This window comes from Actinophytocola sp. (assembly GCF_049647105.1).
Classification (GTDB): Bacteria; Actinomycetota; Actinomycetes; order Mycobacteriales; family Pseudonocardiaceae; genus Actinophytocola.
Genome location: NZ_JBARWZ010000257.1, coordinates 20,656 through 37,719, shown reverse-complemented (window position 1 = coordinate 37,719; position 17,064 = coordinate 20,656). Strand labels below are relative to the sequence as shown.

At 70.1% G+C, this 17,064-nt stretch carries 12 protein-coding genes; 6 read left to right on the top strand and 6 right to left on the bottom strand.

From position 1 onward, the window contains the following. A partial coding sequence (locus tag WBA97_RS30625; protein WP_424234441.1) for an HRDC domain-containing protein occupies positions 1–955 on the bottom strand: 955 nt, incomplete at its 3' end. 168 nt (positions 956–1,123) lie between these two features. Continuing rightward, the gene (locus WBA97_RS30620; RefSeq protein WP_133902500.1) at positions 1,124–1,840 is read right to left on the bottom strand and encodes a response regulator; all 717 of its coding nucleotides are present in this window, start codon (positions 1,838–1,840) and stop codon (positions 1,124–1,126) included. Positions 1,841–2,094: 254 nt separating this feature from the next. Here WBA97_RS30620 and WBA97_RS30615 point away from each other — a divergent pair, with 254 nt between their 5' ends. After that, a complete protein-coding gene (locus tag WBA97_RS30615; RefSeq protein ID WP_424234440.1) occupies positions 2,095–3,243 on the top strand; it encodes a dipeptidase in 1,149 nt (382 codons plus the stop codon). Between the two features lie 70 nt (positions 3,244–3,313). On the opposite strand, the gene WBA97_RS30610 is transcribed toward WBA97_RS30615, so the two are convergent. After that, the gene (locus WBA97_RS30610) at positions 3,314–3,877 is read right to left on the bottom strand and encodes a DUF3000 domain-containing protein (RefSeq protein ID WP_424234439.1); all 564 of its coding nucleotides are present in this window, start codon (positions 3,875–3,877) and stop codon (positions 3,314–3,316) included. Between the two features lie 141 nt (positions 3,878–4,018). Here WBA97_RS30610 and hemE point away from each other — a divergent pair, with 141 nt between their 5' ends. From hemE to WBA97_RS30590, 4 genes are read left to right on the top strand one after another with little or no spacing between them, the layout of a single operon-like run. Further along, positions 4,019–5,083: a uroporphyrinogen decarboxylase gene (gene hemE, locus WBA97_RS30605; RefSeq protein ID WP_424234438.1), complete on the top strand. Its 1,065-nt coding sequence runs from the start codon at positions 4,019–4,021 to the stop codon at positions 5,081–5,083. Further along, the gene (hemG, locus tag WBA97_RS30600; RefSeq protein WP_424234437.1) at positions 5,080–6,525 is read left to right on the top strand and encodes a protoporphyrinogen oxidase; all 1,446 of its coding nucleotides are present in this window, start codon (positions 5,080–5,082) and stop codon (positions 6,523–6,525) included. Before hemE ends, hemG begins: the two co-directional genes overlap by 4 nt. Positions 6,526–6,529: 4 nt before the next feature. Next, positions 6,530–7,219, top strand: a complete 690-nt coding sequence (gene hemQ / locus WBA97_RS30595; protein ID WP_424234436.1) for a hydrogen peroxide-dependent heme synthase — start codon at positions 6,530–6,532, stop codon at positions 7,217–7,219. Further along, on the top strand, positions 7,219–8,403 hold the full coding sequence (locus tag WBA97_RS30590) for a CoA transferase (RefSeq protein ID WP_424234435.1): 1,185 nt from the start codon (positions 7,219–7,221) through the stop codon (positions 8,401–8,403). Before hemQ ends, WBA97_RS30590 begins: the two co-directional genes overlap by 1 nt. A gap of 153 nt (positions 8,404–8,556) precedes the next feature. Here the strand turns inward: WBA97_RS30590 and WBA97_RS30585 are convergent, their stop codons facing one another. From WBA97_RS30585 to WBA97_RS30575, 3 genes are all read right to left on the bottom strand, one after another. Beyond that, entirely contained in the window at positions 8,557–11,736 is a 3,180-nt protein-coding gene (locus WBA97_RS30585) for a S8 family peptidase (RefSeq protein WP_424234434.1), read from the bottom strand. Between the two features lie 305 nt (positions 11,737–12,041). Then, complete coding sequence (locus WBA97_RS30580) at positions 12,042–12,377, bottom strand: hypothetical protein (protein ID WP_424234433.1); 336 nt, start codon at positions 12,375–12,377, stop codon at positions 12,042–12,044. Between the two features lie 58 nt (positions 12,378–12,435). Then, positions 12,436–12,783: a hypothetical protein gene (locus WBA97_RS30575; RefSeq protein WP_424234432.1), complete on the bottom strand. Its 348-nt coding sequence runs from the start codon at positions 12,781–12,783 to the stop codon at positions 12,436–12,438. A 156-nt stretch (positions 12,784–12,939) separates the two neighbouring features. On the opposite strand from WBA97_RS30575, the gene WBA97_RS30570 reads away from it, so the two are divergent. Continuing rightward, positions 12,940–16,920 (top strand): discoidin domain-containing protein, encoded by a 3,981-nt coding sequence (locus tag WBA97_RS30570; RefSeq protein WP_424234431.1) that lies wholly within the window; start codon positions 12,940–12,942, stop codon positions 16,918–16,920. The last annotated feature ends 144 nt before the right edge of the window (positions 16,921–17,064 follow it).

The window sequence follows — 17,064 nt, the reverse complement described above, 5'->3', positions numbered from 1 at the left end:
GGTCGCGGTCGTGCCACCGGTTCGCGGGCGGCGGCCCGTCGTGCGGCGGGGACGGGTCGGGCAGCTCCGACTTCGGCAGCGCGGCCGCGGTCCGCAGCGCCCGCGCCCACACGTCCACGATCCGCCGCTGCGCCCGCCCTTTGAACACGGGCAGCTCGAGCAGCGCCTGCTCGTCCTCTGGCATGACGGTCGCCGCCTGCACGATCGACGAGTCCGGCAGCACCCGGCCCGGCGCGATGTCGCGCTGGCGGGCGATGGCGTCCCTGGCCTCCCACAACGCGCGGACGGCCCCGAGTCCGCGTGCGGACCGCACCCGGTGGATCCCGGACGTGCGCCGCCACGGTTCCGCCCTCGGCGGCGGGGGCGGAGCGGTCCGGAGCGCCTCGAACTCCTCGAGTGCCCATTCCAGCTTGCCCTGCGTCCGCAGCTCGTCCTCCAGGACGTCACGCAGCTCGATCAGCAGTTCCACGTCCAGCGCCGCGTAGTCCAGCCAGTCCTGCGGCAGCGGGCGGCGGGACCAGTCGGCGGCGCCGTGGCCCTTCTCGAGGCGGTAGCCGAGCAGCAGCTCGACGAGCGTGCCCAGCGCGACCCGCTCGTACCCGGCGAGGCGCCCGGCCAGCTCGGTGTCGAACAGCTTGGCGGGCCGCAGGCCCAGCTCGGCGAGACAGGGAAGATCTTGTGAGGCCGCGTGCAGCACCCATTCGGTGTGCGACAGCGCCTCGATGAAAGGGTCGATGCGGTCGTCGACCGCGACCGGGTCGAGAAGGAACGTGCCCGCGCCTTCCCTGCGCACCTGCACGAGGTAGGCCCGCTGGGAGTACCGGTAGCCGGATGCTCGCTCGGTGTCCACCGCGATCGGGCCGGTGCCCTCGGCCAGTGCCTCCGATGCCGCACGCAACGCGCCAGGCGTTTCGACGACATCCGGCGTGCCCTCTGCTGGTTGTTTCAGCAGCACAGGATCAGGCCGTGTTTCCTCAGCTGCTCCCGTCCCCGTGTCCTCCACGGCCGATGACCATACGGGACGGCTGTGTCACTTCGGCAGGCAGCGACCTCTAGATGACGCTGGGTGGCCGTTCGGCCGGGCCCGCGAATGCCCTCGCAAGCCCGGCCGAGACGGTTCTGCTCAGCGAATCACGCCTGCGCGCATGGCCAGTGCGACCATTTGCGCTCGGTCACCGGTGCCCAACTTCCTGCCGATCCGCGAGAGATGGGACTTGACTGTCAGTGCTGACAGGTTGAGTCCCTCGCCGATCTCCTTGTTGGACTGCCCGTCTGCGACGAGCTGTAGCACCTCCACCTCGCGAGCGGAAAGCTCACGCGGTGTGTTGTCGGTACCGGGAACCCGCGTGCCCGTTGCGAGGATCGGCGCGACGCTCGGGTCGGCGTAGACGCCGCCTTCGAGCACACGACGAACCCCGTCGGTCACTACCACCGGCGAGGCCGACTTCAGCAGGTAGGCCTGAGCCCCTGCTTGGAAGGCCGAACGCACGGCGTACGGGTCATCGGACGAAGCCAGCACCACGATGCGAGGCCAACCATGGCCGCGCAACTCGGTGACCAGCTCAATCCCGGAGCCGTCCGGCAAGCCGAGATCAAGGATCGCGAGATCGCACGGGCCTGTGGCCAATGCTCGCGCCCTCGCCTCAGCCACCGTGGCGGCTTCATGGACGGTGCCCGCGCCCATCTGGGTCAATCGGGCAGCTATCGCCTCCCTCAACAACGGATGGTCATCGACCACCAGCACCGAGAACAACTCTTCCCGCGGGTGCGGGACCATGTTGGCCGGCAATACACCGGCTGGCGTGGTTCGAGCGGCCTGACCTAAGCCGACGGCAGCCACGTCACTACCTCCCTGGAGTCGGTCGTGCCCCCCGACCTACACCGGGACCTTCGGCCAAACAGCCGCGCCGCCATTGGACCGAAAGTGGTGTCGACATCGGCAGCCTAGCCCCCCAAGCGGGTTAGCGGGATGATCAATTCGTTATGTATGCAATCGAGACATCACGCTCGCGGGGGGATGTAACACGATCGGGTGACTTCAGGTTGGTGACGTAACGTCTATGCCTCTCAACTCGACGAAACGAGGTCGCGGTAGTGCACGGTGCATCCTTCGAACGGGCCCGGGAGTTGCTCAAGACCACCCCGTTGGTCGATGGACACAACGACCTCCCTTGGGCGTTACGGCAACTTCCGGAGGTTGACGAGACCCGATCGGCTGCTTTCGCGGTGGATTTGGAGCAACCTCAGTCTCGGCTCCAGACCGACTTCCCCCGGTTGCGGGCCGGCGGAGTTGGCGTTCAGTTCTGGAGTGTTTACGTTCCGTGTCGGCTGAGTGGTGACTCTGCGGTTACGGCTGTCGTCCAACAGGCGGAGCTGGTGCACACCCTCGCGGCCCAATATCCGTCGCAACTGCGAATCGCCCGCACGGCCGAGGAGGCCCGCGCCGCGTTCGCGGACGGCCGTATCGCGTCGCTGCTGGGTGCCGAGGGTGGCCACTCGATCAACGAGTCGCTCGGCGTGCTGCGGGCGCTGTACCGGCTCGGTGTCCGGTACATGACGCTCACCCACAACGACAACACCCCGTGGGCCGACTCGGCCACCGACGAGCCCGGAGTAGGCGGTTTGTCCGACTTCGGCCGCGAGGTGGTCCGCGAGATGAACCGCATCGGCATGCTCGTCGACCTGTCCCACGTCGCGGCCACCACCATGCGTGACGCCCTCGACGTCGCCGAGGCGCCGGTGATCTTCAGCCACTCGTCGTGCCGGGCGGTGGCGGACCATCCCCGGAACGTGCCGGACGACGTGCTGGCGCGGCTCGCGGACAACGGCGGCGTCTGCATGGTGACGTTCGTGCCCGCCTTCGTGTCACCGGAGCTCGTCGAGTGGGACCGGTCGCTCCGGTCGGCCATGGCCGAGGCCGGGGCGAAGCACGCCGACCCCGAGCAGCGGCACGAGTTCGTGAAGACGTGGGAGGGGCCCAAGCAGCCGAAGGTCGGGCTGGACGCCGTCGTCGCGCACGTCGAGCACGCGCGTGAGGTGGCCGGGATCGACCACATCGGCATCGGCGGGGACTACGACGGGGTCGCGGAGCTGCCGGTCGGCCTGGAGGACGTGAGCACGTACCCGGCCCTGTTCGCGGCGCTGCTCGACCGAGGGTGGAGCGAGGAGGACTGCGCCAAGCTGGCGGGAGAGAACGCGCTCCGGGCACTCGCGGAGGCGGAGGCCTACGCGGCCAAGCAGTGACACCTGCCCCGAAGGGCGCTTTCGGGACGTTTCGCCCCGAAAGCGTCGTTCGGGGCGTGCACTCCGGGGTTCAGGAACCGTTGCGCTGGCTGAACAGCGTGACGCCTACGGGGGGTAGGCCGACGACACTCGCCATGAGGTCGAAGAAGGCCTCGCCGTGTGGGGCGAGGTTGGCGTCCATCGGGGTCCACGAGGCGCGGAGCTCCAGGTCGTCGGTTCTTGCCGGGCCCGCGATGTCGCCGAAGCGGGCCGAGGACGTGTCCGTCACGGTGCCGCCGAGGGCCCGGTACTCGGCGCCGGTCGCGGCAAGGGCATCGGTCAGCCACGACCAGCCCACGGCGGGCAGCAGCGGATCCGCCGCCAGCTCCGCGTCCAGCTCGGCCCGGACGTAGGTCACGACGCGCAGGACCCCGTCCCACGTCTCCTGGCCCTCCGGGTCGTGCAACAGGATGAGGCGGCCGGTGGCCAGCTCGTCCGCGGGGCCGTTCACCTCCGCGGTGAACGCAAACGCCCACGGCGCGAGGCGTTGCGGAGCGCGGACGACACCGAGCTGCAACTCGGGCCGCGGTCGCAGCGCCTTGAGGGCGGCGACGGCCTGAGTGAACAGCTCGGGTGCTCCCGACGTACTGGTCACGACTCGTAACTGTAGGACCACCCGAGTCAGTGAGGGGGTACGGCGCGCCGGAGTCATGTCGTACTTGTGAATACCGACAGTGGGCAATTTGGACCTTGGGTCCCTCAAGATCCTTCGATCGGCACGTGGCACGCTGACTTCATGACACCGGAAACCACCGCGCCCGAGCGCGTGCAGACCGCGCCGCTGCTGGTGGCCGCCGCAGGTGAGAAGCCCAGCCACACGCCGATCTGGTTCATGCGACAGGCAGGTCGTTCGCTGCCGGAGTACCGGAAGCTGCGCGAGGGCGTGACGATGCTCGACGCGTGCTTCAACCCGGAGATGGTCTGCGAGGTCACGCTGCAGCCAGTGCGCAGGCACAACGTGGACGCGGCGATCCTGTTCAGCGACATCGTGGTACCGCTCGTGGCGGCGGGCATCGGCGTGGACATCGTGCCTGGCACCGGGCCGGTCGTGGCGTCGCCGGTCCGCACCTCGGCGGACGTGGCCGCCCTGCCGGACGTGACCGCCGAGTCGCTGCGGCCCGTCGCACGCGCGATCGGGCTGCTGCGCAACGAACTCGGCGCGACCCCCCTGATCGGGTTCGCGGGCGCGCCCTTCACGCTGGCGTCGTACCTGATCGAGGGCGGGCCGAGCCGCCACCACGAGCGCACGAAGGCGCTCATGCACTCGGACAAGCAGACGTGGCACGCGCTGCTGGACAAGCTGGCCGGCATCACGCGTGAGTTCCTGCGCATGCAGGTGACGGCCGGGGTCCAGGCGGTGCAGCTGTTCGACTCGTGGGCCGGTGCGCTGTCGGAGCGGGACTACCGCGAGCTGGTGCTGCCGCACTCGACCGCCGTGCTGGGCGCGCTGGCGGACTCGGGGGTGCCGAGGATCCACTTCGGGGTCGGGACGGCCGAGCTGCTGCCCGCGATGCGGGAGGCGGGCGCGGACGTCGTCGGCGTGGACTGGCGCCTGCCGCTCGACGAGGCGGCGCGGCGGCTGTCGGCGCACGGCGAGCCCGCGCCGGTCCTGCAGGGCAACCTGGACCCGGCACTGCTGCTCGCGGACTTCTCCGTGGTGGAGGCCGAGGTGCGGCGCATCCACGAGGAGGGCAAGGCCGCGGCCGGGCACATCTTCAACCTCGGGCACGGCGTGCTGCCGGAGACCGACCCGGACGTGCTGACGCGGGTCGTCGAGCTGGTGCACAGCCTCGAGCCGTGAGGTGGAGCTTGCGGAGTGAACCGTTGGACACAGGCGGAGCTTGCGGAGTGAACCATCAGGCCCCGAGCCACATTGTTGTCATAGGTGGGGGCGTTTCCGGGCTGGTGACCGCGTACCGGCTGCGGCAGCGGCTGGGAGCCGCCGCGCGGATCACCGTGCTGGAGCAGTCGTCGGCACTGGGCGGGAAGCTGCGGACGGTCGACCTCGACGACGTGCCGACCGACGTCGGCGCGGAGGCGTTCGTGGTGCGTAACCCGTCCGCGGTGCGGCTGGTCGAGGAGCTGGGGTGCTCGATCATGCATCCCACGTCCGCGTCCGCGACGATCCGGGCCGGTGGCGCCACGGCCGGGCTGCCCCGGCGGACCTTCCTCGGGGTGCCCGCCGGACCGGACGCGGTCCGGGACGTGCTGTCGGCCGACGGGGTCGCGCGGGTGGCGGCGGAGTCGTCGCTGCCGCCGCTGTCGCTCGCGGACGACGAGGACGCGTCGGTCGGCGAGCTGCTGGCGTCACGCATGGGCCGGGAAGTGGTGGACCACCTGGTGGAACCGTTGCTCGGGGGTGTCTACGCGGGCCGGGCCGACCGGCTGGGCCTGCGCGCGACGATGCCCGCGCTGGTGGCGGCGCTGAACACCACGGGCTCCCTGACCGCCGCTGCCGACTCACTGGCACCGGCCGCCGACGCGCCCCGCAAGCCGGTGTTCGGGGCGCTGCCGGGTGGGATGCGTGAGCTGGTCGCGGCGCTGGCGGAGCGGGCGAGAGCGGAGATCCGCCTCGGCACGACGGTCCGGGGACTCGCGCGGCGGGCCGGGGGGTGGCGGGTCGAGGTCGGCTCGGCGCCGCGGCCGGAGTTCGTCGACGCGGACGCCGTCGTGGTGGCGGTGCCGGCACCCGCAGCGCGGAAGCTGCTCGCCGACGTGGCGCCGGCCGCCTCCGCCGCGTACGGGCGGATCGAGGTCGGGTCCATGGCGGTCGTGAGCATGGTGCTGCCCGCCGACGTGACACTGCCCGACGCGAGTGGCGTGCTGCTCGCCGTCGGGGAGCGGTACCGGGACGGCACCCCGTTCACGGCGAAGGCGTTCACGTTCACGAGCCGCAAATGGGGCGGGGACCGGGTGCGGCTGCGGGCGTCCGTCGGGCGCGTCGGCGAGGAGCACATCCTCCAGCGCGACGAGGACGCGCTGCTGGCCGACGTGCTCGCCGATCTGGCCGAGCTGTCCGGTGTCGAGGCCAAGCCGGTCGCGTGGACGGTCACCAAGTGGGGTGGTGGGCTGCCGCAGTACGGCGTCGGCCACGGGCGCGTCATCGCCGAGCTCGAACGGGCGGTCGCGGCCGTGCCCGGCCTGGCGGTGACGGGTGCGGCGTTCCGTGGCGTCGGCATCCCGGCCTGCGTGGACGCCGCCGCCGCCGCCGCTGAACGGGTGGCGGCGAACCTGGCAGTATGAGGCCATGGCCCGCCTGAACTACACCGAGCTGAACGACACGATCCGCTACACGATGTGGTCGGTGTTCAGTGCTTCGACACCGCTCGGGGACGACCGTGAGTCAGCCGCCAACGAGGCCCGCGAGTACCTCGACGGCCTGGCGGACAAGGGCGTCGTCGTGCGCGGCGTGTACGACGTGGCAGGCCTCCGCGCGGACGCGGACTACCTGATCTGGTGGCACGCAGAGGAGATCGAGCAGCTGCAGACCGCGTACGCCGGGTTCCGCCGCACCGCACTCGGCCGCGCGTCGGCGCCCGTGTGGAGCCAGGTCGCGCTGCACCGGCCCGCCGAGTTCAACAAGAGCCACATCCCGGCGTTCCTCGCGGACGAGGAGCCGAAGAAGTTCGTGTGTGTGTACCCGTTCGTGCGGTCCTACGAGTGGTACCTGCTGCCGGACGAGGAGCGCCGCGCCATGCTCGCCGAGCACGGCAAGATGGCCCGCGACTACCCGGACGTGCGCGCCAACACGGTCGCGTCGTTCGCGCTCGGTGACTACGAATGGATGCTCGCCTTCGAGGCGGACGAGCTGCACCGGATCGTGGACCTGATGCGTCACCTGCGTGGCAGCGTCACGCGCAGGCACGTGCGGGAGGAGATCCCGTTCTACACCGGCACGCGCGTCGCCCCGGCCGAGCTGGTGGCGAGCCTGCCGTAGTGGCCGCCTACCGGGTGGCCGACGTCGCGGTGACGTGCGTGACGATGGCGACGAAGGCGGCGCACGATCTGTGGGGCCGCGAGGCGCCGGACCCGGTCGACCCCGGCCACGCGTTCGAGGCGTTCCGCAGCGAACGGCACACCAGGGTGGTGGGTTCGGCGGCGGACCCGCTGTGGGCACCGCTGTCGGGCGACTACCGGGCGGCCGACGGGTGGGTGCGCCTGCACGCCAACTACCCGCACCACGAGTCCGCGATCATCCGGGCGCTGGGCGACGACCCGGCGGCGACGGTGGCCAGCATGCCAGCGGTGGCCGTCGAGGACGCGGTGCTGGCACAGGGTGGCGCGGCCGCCGCCCTGCGCACCCGCGAGTCCTGGCTGACCGCCCATGGGTCGGCGGTCCGCGAGGAACCGTTGGTGGCGCTGGAGAAGCTCGACTCGGCACCGCCTTTCCCACGCACCGGGGACAGCCCGCTGGCCGGTGTGCGGGTCCTGGACCTGACGCACGTGATCGCGGGTCCGGTGTGCGGCCGGGTGCTGGCGGCACACGGCGCGGACGTCCTGCATGTGACGCCGCCCGGCCGGCCCGTGCTGCTGGACCTGGTGCGGGACACGGACTTCGGCAAACGCCAGTGCGCCGTCGACCTGGACGGGGTGCGTGCCCTGGCGGCGTCGGCGGACGTCTTCGTACAGTCGTACCGGCCGGGCTCGCTGGGATTCAGTACGGCCGACCTGGCCGAGGCCCGGCCGGGGATCGTGGTGGTGAGCCTGTCCGCGTACGGGCACACGGGTCCGTGGCGCGGGCGTCGCGGGTTCGACAGCCTGGTCCAGATGTCGACCGGCCTCGCCGCCGGTGATCCGCCGCAGCCGTTGCCCGCGCAGGCACTGGACCACGGCACCGGCTGGCTGGCGGCGTACGGCGCGATGACCGCACTGCGCAACCGGGCCACCGATGGCGGCTCGTGGCACGTGCGGGTTTCCCTTGCGAGAACAGCGGAATGGCTGCACGACCTCGGTCAGGGTGACCCGGTGTCCGAAGTGGACCCGACGCCGTGGCTGACCGAGACGGACAGCGACTTCGGCCGTCTGCGGCACCTGCGCGTCCCGTGCGCGACGGTGGATCTGGCCGGTCCCCGCCGCCCGGGCAGCGACCCGCCCGCGTGGCTCCCCCGCGGTAACGGCTGACGGGAACGTCGTCGTCCTTTGTGGACATGCGCACACCGGTGCGACGACGACCTTCGCCGGGCGCCCACTGGTGGTGGCGCCCGGCGTGATCGACTACGGCCTACCGCCCTCGGTCGCCTTCCACGTGTTCGACGGCGACCGAGGGCTGGTCACTCACTTCCGTAGTTTGTAGGCGTCCACCAGGGTTTCCGTGACCTTGCCGCCATCGCGGCCGGTCGCCGTCGCGCGTAGCGACACCGTGGCCGCGTCCGCCGGGTGGTACAGCACGGCCACCAGGTTGAGGATGGTGTGCGCCCGCTGCCAGGTCTTGCCCCCGTCGTAGGAGACGTCGACCTGCAACGTACGCGGCCGGTCGGCCGCGCCGGTTCCGTTCTGCTGCGACCAGACCGGCACCAGGAACGGCGCCCCCGCCTTCGCCGAGTTGTCGGCGTCCAGCTTCGGGCTGAACCGCACCGAGGACGCCTTGACCGGCTGCACGTTCTCCTCGTCGACGAACGCGGACCGGAACGTCCACTCGGCGCTGACCGTCGTGCTCACGTCGAACACGTCGGCAGGCCGGGTCGCCGTCGCGACCACGCGGTACTCACCGTCCTCGGCTGGCACCTCGAAGTAGCCGGACGTCGAGTCCGTCTCGCCGATCAGCTCACCGTCGCGGTACAGCGCCAGCGACTCGTTGTCGGCGATCGAGTAACCCGCGTTGCCCGCGCCGTCGGAGAACAGCGGCGGCTCGATGTACAGCTCGTTGGCGAACCGGTAGATCCAGCCACCCGCGAAGCCGTCGTTGGTGAACGCCGGGCCGAACACGCCCTTGTTGAACGAGGTGTTGTACTTCTTACCGGCCCGGTACTCGCTGTACGGCGACGTGAACTGCGCCTCGGTCTCGTCCGCGTTGTACTGGACGAGCATCGACTGCCACTTCACGCCTTCGGTCGTGACGTACTCGTCGCGCTCGCTCGGCAGGTCCACCCGCGTCTCGGCACCGAACACGAACCCATCGCCCTTGGTGGGCAAGGCGAAGAGGAGCTTGCCGCCGGTGCGGCCCGGCGTCGGCGTGCCATGGGAGGCACGCAAGGTCGCGACGTCCTTCTGTGTCACGACCTTCGTGAAGCCGGTCGGCATGCCACCCGTCGGGAACCACGTGAGGCCGTAGTACGACCCGTCCTCCGCCGTCCACTGCGTGTTGATCTTCGCGACGAACGCGGTCCCCGGCAGCTTCTCGCCGAGGTGTGCCGTCGAGATCGTGCTCAGGTCGTCGGTCAGGACCGCCGTCCCCAGGCCACCGTTCTCGGTGATCAGTGTGTAGCCGAAGTCGCCGAGCAGCAGGTTTGCCTCCTCGGGTGGGGTGATGCTGACCGGCTTGGCCGCCCGTGCGTCGGTGGTGACCGTCATGTCCTTGTCCAGCACCAGCTTCGGCTGGACCAGCAGGCTGAAGGCCGGGTCCTCCTGGGTGCCCTCGTACACGGTGTTGTCGAGGAGGTAGGTGCCCTTCGGCAGCCGGACCTCGACGCTGCCGTCCTCGTCGTAGGGCATGTCGAACAGGTATTGGTCGTGGCCGTACAGCAGCAGGCCGTAGTCGCCGGTCGGTGCGCCCGTGCTGTCGAGCGTGTTGACCGTCAGGTTGTAGCTCTCGACCTCGCGGTCCAGCGCGACCGGGGTGCGGGTCACGGACTCACCCTCGGTGGCGACGACCGCGCCGGAGAAGTACCCGTCGGTCTCGCCCGCGCCTGCGTCACCGGTGACGGTGACCTCGGCCGTGCCGCCCGCCGGGACGGTGATCTCGTTGGCGCTCAAGGAGAACATGCCCGCCGGCGCGTCCGCGTCGAGGGACAGCGTGACGATGACGTCCGCGTCACCGAGGTTGCGGTAGGTCAGCGCCCTGCTGACCGGGACGTCGTCGTCGTGCGGCCACTGGACCGTGCCGATGCTGATGCTCGTCGGCTCGGACACCACCGACTGGGTGATCGCGCGGGCCACGTCGATGCGGCCAGAACCCTGCTCGAACGCGGTCAGGTCCGGGTGCGGCTTCGCCGACCCCGACAGGATCGCCTTCAGCTGCGCACCGGTGTAGTCGGGGTGCTGCTGCGCGAGGAGCGCGGCCGCGCCCGCCACGTGCGGGGTGGCCATCGACGTGCCGGAGAGCGCGGTGTAGCCGGGCTCGACCTCCGGGCCGATGGTGCCGTCGGCGTGCAGTGCCGCCACGATGTCCACGCCTGGGGCGGTGACGTCGGGCTTGATGGCGCCGTCGCCGATCCGAGGGCCGCGGCTGGAGAACGGGGCGAGGTTGTCGTCGCGGTCGACGGCGCCGACGGTGAGCGCGGCGTCCGCGCTGCCCGGGGACGCGACCGTGGCGTCGCCGCCGTTGTTGCCCGCCGCGATCACGAACAGCGTGCCGTACTCGGCGGACAGCGTGTTCACGGCTTCCTCGAGCGGGTCGATCTCCGGCGTGTCACCGCCGCCGAGCGACATGTTGGCGACGTCGGCGCCCTGCTCGGCCGCCCACTCCATGCCCGCGATGATCCACGACTCCAGGCCACCGCCGAAGTCGTCGAGGACCTTCGCGTCGAGGATCTGCGCGCCGGACGCGACGCCGCGGTACTTGCCGCCGGACTTCGCGCCGGTACCGGCCACGATCGACGCGACGTGCGTGCCGTGCCCGAAGTGGTCGATGTTGTCCGGCGCCTCGGAGAAGTTCGCCTCGGCGATCTCCCGGTCGGCCAGGTCGGGGTGGGTCTGGTCGACGCCGGTGTCGATCACCGCGACCTTGATGCCCTCGCCGGTGTAGCCGGCCTCCCACGCCGCGGGCGCGCCGATCTGCGGGACGCTGTGATCCAGCACCGTCTTCCGCTTGCCGTCGAGCCAGATCTTGCTGACGCCCCGGGCACGCGTGAGGTTCTGCCACGCCGCGCCCTTCTCCGCGTTGTAGGCGTAGCCGTCGATGCTCGGCAGCGCACGCCCTTGCCCGGCGACGCGGTTCGCGTCCTGCCCCGTGACGATCAGGGGAACGGTGTCGCGGCGGTCGTAGCCGAACTCCTTCAGCGTGGTGAGGTCGAACAGCCGCCGGTCGACCCGGCCCTGCGCCACCGCGGCGCGCGCGTCGGCGGGGACGACGTACTGGTGGTCGGCGGTCTTGTGCACCGAGAACGCCATGCCGTCGCGGCCCGGTCCCGGCCGGACCTCTTTCGGTTCTCCGCCATGGAGAACGACCTGGTCGCCGGTGACCAGCGTGATCGTTGTTGTTGGCAGACCGGCTTGCCGTGGTGGCTGCGCCTGCACAGCCGGGGCGGTGGCGAACACCAGCCCTGCGACGACGACACCGACTCCGATTCTTCGCACCCCAGACACCTCCGTGGTTGCGCGCGAAGGGGTGCCCGGCCACGGCCGCCCGGAAGCCCGGTGACCATGTGCGAAGCTATGTGATTGTCCGCCGTTTGCCCCCAGCGCTCGTGCGTCCCCCGCAACGTATCGGTCGCCCGATCGGGCGACAATAGGCCGAATGACGGACTCGGTCAGAGAATCACTTGCCTCTCCGTGACCATGGCGGCCGCTGTGCGCGGAACCGGTCCACGCCGGCCGCCGTGACAGCCGACGTGGACCGGGTTCGGCTCACCGCAGCTTGTAGGCGCGGATGATGGTTTCCTTCACGGTGTTGCCTGCCCCGTCGGTCGCGGTGGTGCGCAGTGACACCGAGGTCGCGTTCGCCGGGTGGGGTACCAGCGCGGCAGCGTCCGCACCCCGCGCCAGTTCTTTCCCTCGTCGAAGGACGCATCGACGGTCAGCGACGCGGGCCGGTCGAGGGCACCGGACCCGTTGCGCTGGAAGGAAAGCGGCACGACCAGCAGTGTGTTCGCCTTCGCCGTGTTCGCGTCGTCGAGCTTCGGGCCGAACCGCAGCGCGTGCGCGGCCACGGGCGTCGGCGTCTCCTCGTCGACGTACGCGGACCGGAACGTCCACTCGGCCGTGACCGCCGTGCTCACGTCGTACGAGGCACGCGGCCCCGCGTGGCGGCACGGCTCGCGCCCTGTCCGGTGACGATCAGGGGACCGTGCCGGTGCGGTCGTAGCCGAAGTCCGTGAGCGTGGTGAGGTCGAAGAGGCGCCGGTCGACACGACCCTGTGTCACGGCGGCCATCACGTCCTCCGGGATCACGGTGACGTGGCTCCCGGCACGCTGCACGGTGAACCCGATCCCGTCCCGGCCGGGCCCCGGTCTGACCTGCTGCGGCCTGCCGTCGCGGAGGACGACCTCGTCGCCGGTGACGAGCGTGACGGTGGTTGCCGGTCTCTCCTTCGCCGGGGGTTCCGCGTGTGCGGCGGAGGCGGTGGCGAGCGCCATCCCCGCCACGACGACGCCGATGGTGAGTCTTCGCGAATGCGGTTTCATGCCCTCTTCACACCTGACGATGCGTACGGGTTGCTTTCGTGTCTTGACTTCACGTAGCGCGTGGGCAACTCTATGACTTGATCGATGCAAAAATTGAGCAAAGCCATGCAAATATCGATCAGTACCCCTGCCGCCCTCAAAGATGAGAGCAACACCATGAGAGCGAAGCCCCTCCTGTCGTGGCTCACCGCCGCGGCACTCGTCTTCGGCCTGGTCACCGCCACCGGGCCGGCCGCCCTCGCCGAGAAATCCCCCGATCTCGCACTCGGCAAGCCCGTCGCCACCTCCTCCAACCCCGCCACCTCGGCCGACGTCACCGACGGCGACCAGGACACCTACTGGGAGAGCGCCAAGTCCGGCGACCAGTGGGTCCAGGTCGACCTCGGCAAGGCCGCCCGCCTCGGCCACGCCACCCTGAAGCTCCCCGCGGGCTGGTCGTCCCGCACACAGCTCCTGTCCGTGCAGACCAGCGCCGACGGCGCCGTCTTCGACACCGCGGCGGGCGCGACCACCAGGTCCTTCTCCGCCAAGAGCGACAACACCGTCACCGTCCCGCTCGCCGAGACCCGCGCCAGGTACGTCCGGATCGGGTTCCCGCAGCGTGGACAGCTCGCCGCGCTCGAGGTGTACGGGGCGGCCGAGTCCACGAGGAACCTCGTCGCCGCCGTGCAGTCGGTGACCGCCGCCACCAGCAACTCGCCGTACGTCGCGTCGAACGCGGGCGACGGCAACCAGGCCACCTACTGGGAGAGCAACAACAACGCGTTCCCGCAGTGGATCCAGGCCGACCTCGGCTCCTCGATCGCGACGAACCGGATCGTGCTCAAGCTGCCCTCGGGCTGGGAGGCCCGCACCCAGACCCTGGTCGTGCGGCAGAGCGCCGACGGACAGAACTTCTCCGACCTCGTCGCGTCCACCGGCTACCGGTTCGACCCGGCGACCGGCAACACCGTGACGATCAACCTCAACACGGTGACCACGCGGTACGTGCGCCTGAACATCACCGCCAACACCGCCTGGCCGGCCGGGCAGCTGTCGGAGTTCGAGGTCTACGGCCCGTCGGGCGGGGACACGACCGCGCCGACCGCGCCGACCGGGCTCGCCTTCACCCAGCCAGGAGGCGGCCAGATCCGCCTGACGTGGAACGCGTCGACCGACAACGTGGGCGTCACGGCGTACGACGTCTACGCGAACGGCACCCTGCGGTCCTCTGTGGACACTTCGACGCGGGTGTTCACCGACGGCCAGCCCGCGAGCGCGACGGTGAGCTACTTCGTGCGGGCACGGGACGCGGCGGGCAACCAGTCGCCCAACAGCAACACGGTGACCCGCACCGGCACCAGTGCCGGGGTGAACCTCGCGGTCGGCAAGCCGATCACCGCGTCCGGCTACGTGCACACGTTCGTCGCGACCAACGCCAACGACGACTCGGTCAGCACGTACTGGGAGGGCAACAGCGGCTACCCGAACACGCTGACCGTGAGCCTCGGCGCGAACGCGGCGGTCACGTCGATCATCGTGAAGCTCAACCCGGACCAGTCGTGGGGGTCGCGCACGCAGACCCTCCAGGTGCTGGGACGTGACCAGGGGGCCACCGGGTTCACCTCCCTCGTGGCCTCGCAGCAGTACAACTTCAGCCCGTCGTCCGGGAACGCGGTCACCATCCCGGTGAGCGCCACGGCCGCGGACGTGCGGCTGCAGTTCACCGCGAACACCGGCGCGCCTGCCGGTCAGGTGGCGGAGTTCCAGGTCATCGGTGAGCCCGCCGCGAACCCGGACCTCCAGATCAGCGGGCTCACGTGGTCACCGGCGTCGCCGTCGGAGAGCAGCCCGATCACGTTGTCGGCCACCGTCCGCAACGCCGGTGACCGCCAGTCCGCCGCGACATCGGTGAACTTCTACCTCGGCACGACGTCGGTCGGCACGGCCGCCGTCGGCGCACTCGCCGCGGGCGCGACGGCCACCGTCACGGCCAACATCGGCGGGCGGGACGCGGGCAGCTACTCGGCGAACGCGAAGGTCGACGAGAACAACGCGGTGGTCGAGAAGGACGAGACGAACAACTCGTTCGCGAACCCCAGCCCGCTCGTGGTCACGGCGGTGCCGACGTCCGACCTGATCGCGTCGCCGGTCAGCTGGTCGCCGACCACACCGCAGAACGGGCAGACCGTCAACTTCTCGGTGGCGATCCGCAACCAGGGCACGATCGCCTCGGCGAGCGGCGCGCACGGCATCACGCTGACGGTCACCAACGCCACGACCGGCGCGGTGGTCAGGACGCTGACCGGCGCCGCCAACGGCACGATCGCCGCGGGTGCGGTGACCTCACCGGTCGCGCTCGGCACGTGGACCGCGGCCAACGGCCGGTACACGGTCCGCGTGGTGCTCGCCAACGACGCGAACGAGCTGCCGGCCAAGCAGGCCAACAACACCTCCACGCACAACCTCTTCGTCGGCCGGGGCGCGAACATGCCCTACGACATGTACGAGGCGGAGGACGGCGTCACCGGTGGTGGTGCTTCGGTGATCGGACCGAACCGGGCGATCGGCGACCTCGCGGGTGAGGCCTCCGGCCGGCGGGCGGTCACGTTGAACGGCAACGGTGCCTACGTCGAGTGGACCACGCGGGCGCCGACGAACACGCTGGTTACCCGGGTGTCCATTCCGGACTCATCGGGTGGCGGCGGCACGAGCTCGACGCTGAACGTGTACGTGAACGGGACGTTCCACAAGGCGATCAACGTGACGTCCAAGTACGCGTGGCTGTACGGCGCCGAGGCCGGGCCCGGCAACTCGCCGAGCGCGGGCGGACCGCGGCACATCTACGACGAGGCCAACGTCATGCTGAACTCGTCGATCCCGGCGGGCGCGAAGATCCGGCTGCAGAAGGACGCGGCGAACAGCGGCACCTTCGCGGTCGACTTCGTGAGCCTCGAGCAGGTGCTACCGACCGGGAACCCGGACTCCGCGAAGTACGTGGTGCCGACCGGGTTCGGGCACCAGGACGTGCAGAACGCGCTGGACAAGGTGCGGATGGACACCACAGGCAACCTGATCGGGGTGTACCTGCCGCCGGGCGACTACCAGACGTCGTCGAAGTTCCAGGTGTACATGAAGCCGGTCCGCGTCATCGGCGCCGGGCCGTGGTACACGAGGTTCGTCGCGCCGTCCACGCAGGAGAACACGGACGTCGGGTTCCGCGCGGAGGCGTCGGCGAACGGCTCGGTGTTCTCGGGGTTCTCGTACTTCGGCAACTACACGTCGCGGATCGACGGGCCAGGCAAGGTGTTCGACTTCAACGGCATCTCCGGCTCGACCATCGAGAACATCTGGGTCGAGCACATGGTGTGCCTGTACTGGGGCGCGAACACGGACAACATGACGCTGCGCAACAACCGCATCCGGGACATGTTCGCCGACGGCATCAACATGACCAACGGCAGTTCCGGGAACCTGGTGTCGAACAACGAGTCTCGTGCCACCGGCGACGACTCGTTCGCGTTGTTCAACGCCCAGGACGGCGGTGGCGGTGAGGTCACGGGCAACACGTTCGAGAACCTGACGTCACTGCTGACGTGGCGGGCGGCCGGGTTCGCCGTGTACGGCGGGTACAACAACGTGTTCCGGAACCTGCTGGTGGCGGACACGCTGGTGTACTCGGGGATCACGATCAGCTCGCTGGACTTCGGCATCCCGATGAACGGCTTCGGCGCCTCCCCGCCGACGCGGTTCGAGAACATCTCGGTGGTGCGGTCGGGTGGCCACTTCTGGGGCGCGCAGACGTTCCCAGGGATCTGGATCTACTCGGCGACGAAGATCTTCCAGGGCATCCGCGTGTCCGATGTGGACATCGTCGACCCGACGTACCACGGCATCATGTTCCAGACCGACTACGTCGGCGGGCAGCCACTGTTCCCGGTGGCGGACACGGTGTTCACGAACGTGTCGATCTCCGGGGCACGAAAGAGTGGTGACGCGTTCAACGACAAGTCCGGCATCGGCATCTGGGCCAACGAGATGCCCGAGGCGGGCGAGGGCCCGGCACGCGGCTCGGTGACGTTCAACAACCTGACACTGAGCAACAACGCGGAGGACATCAGAAACACGACGACCACGTTCACGATCAACAGAAACTGAGTTCCGTCGAACGGTGCCGCCGGGCTCACAACCCCGGCGGCACCGCCATGTCCACAACCCCCGCGAGTCCACGGTTCAGACCCCGCGAGTCCACGGTTCAGAACCCGCGAGTCCACGGTTCGGAACCCGCGAGTCCACGGTTCG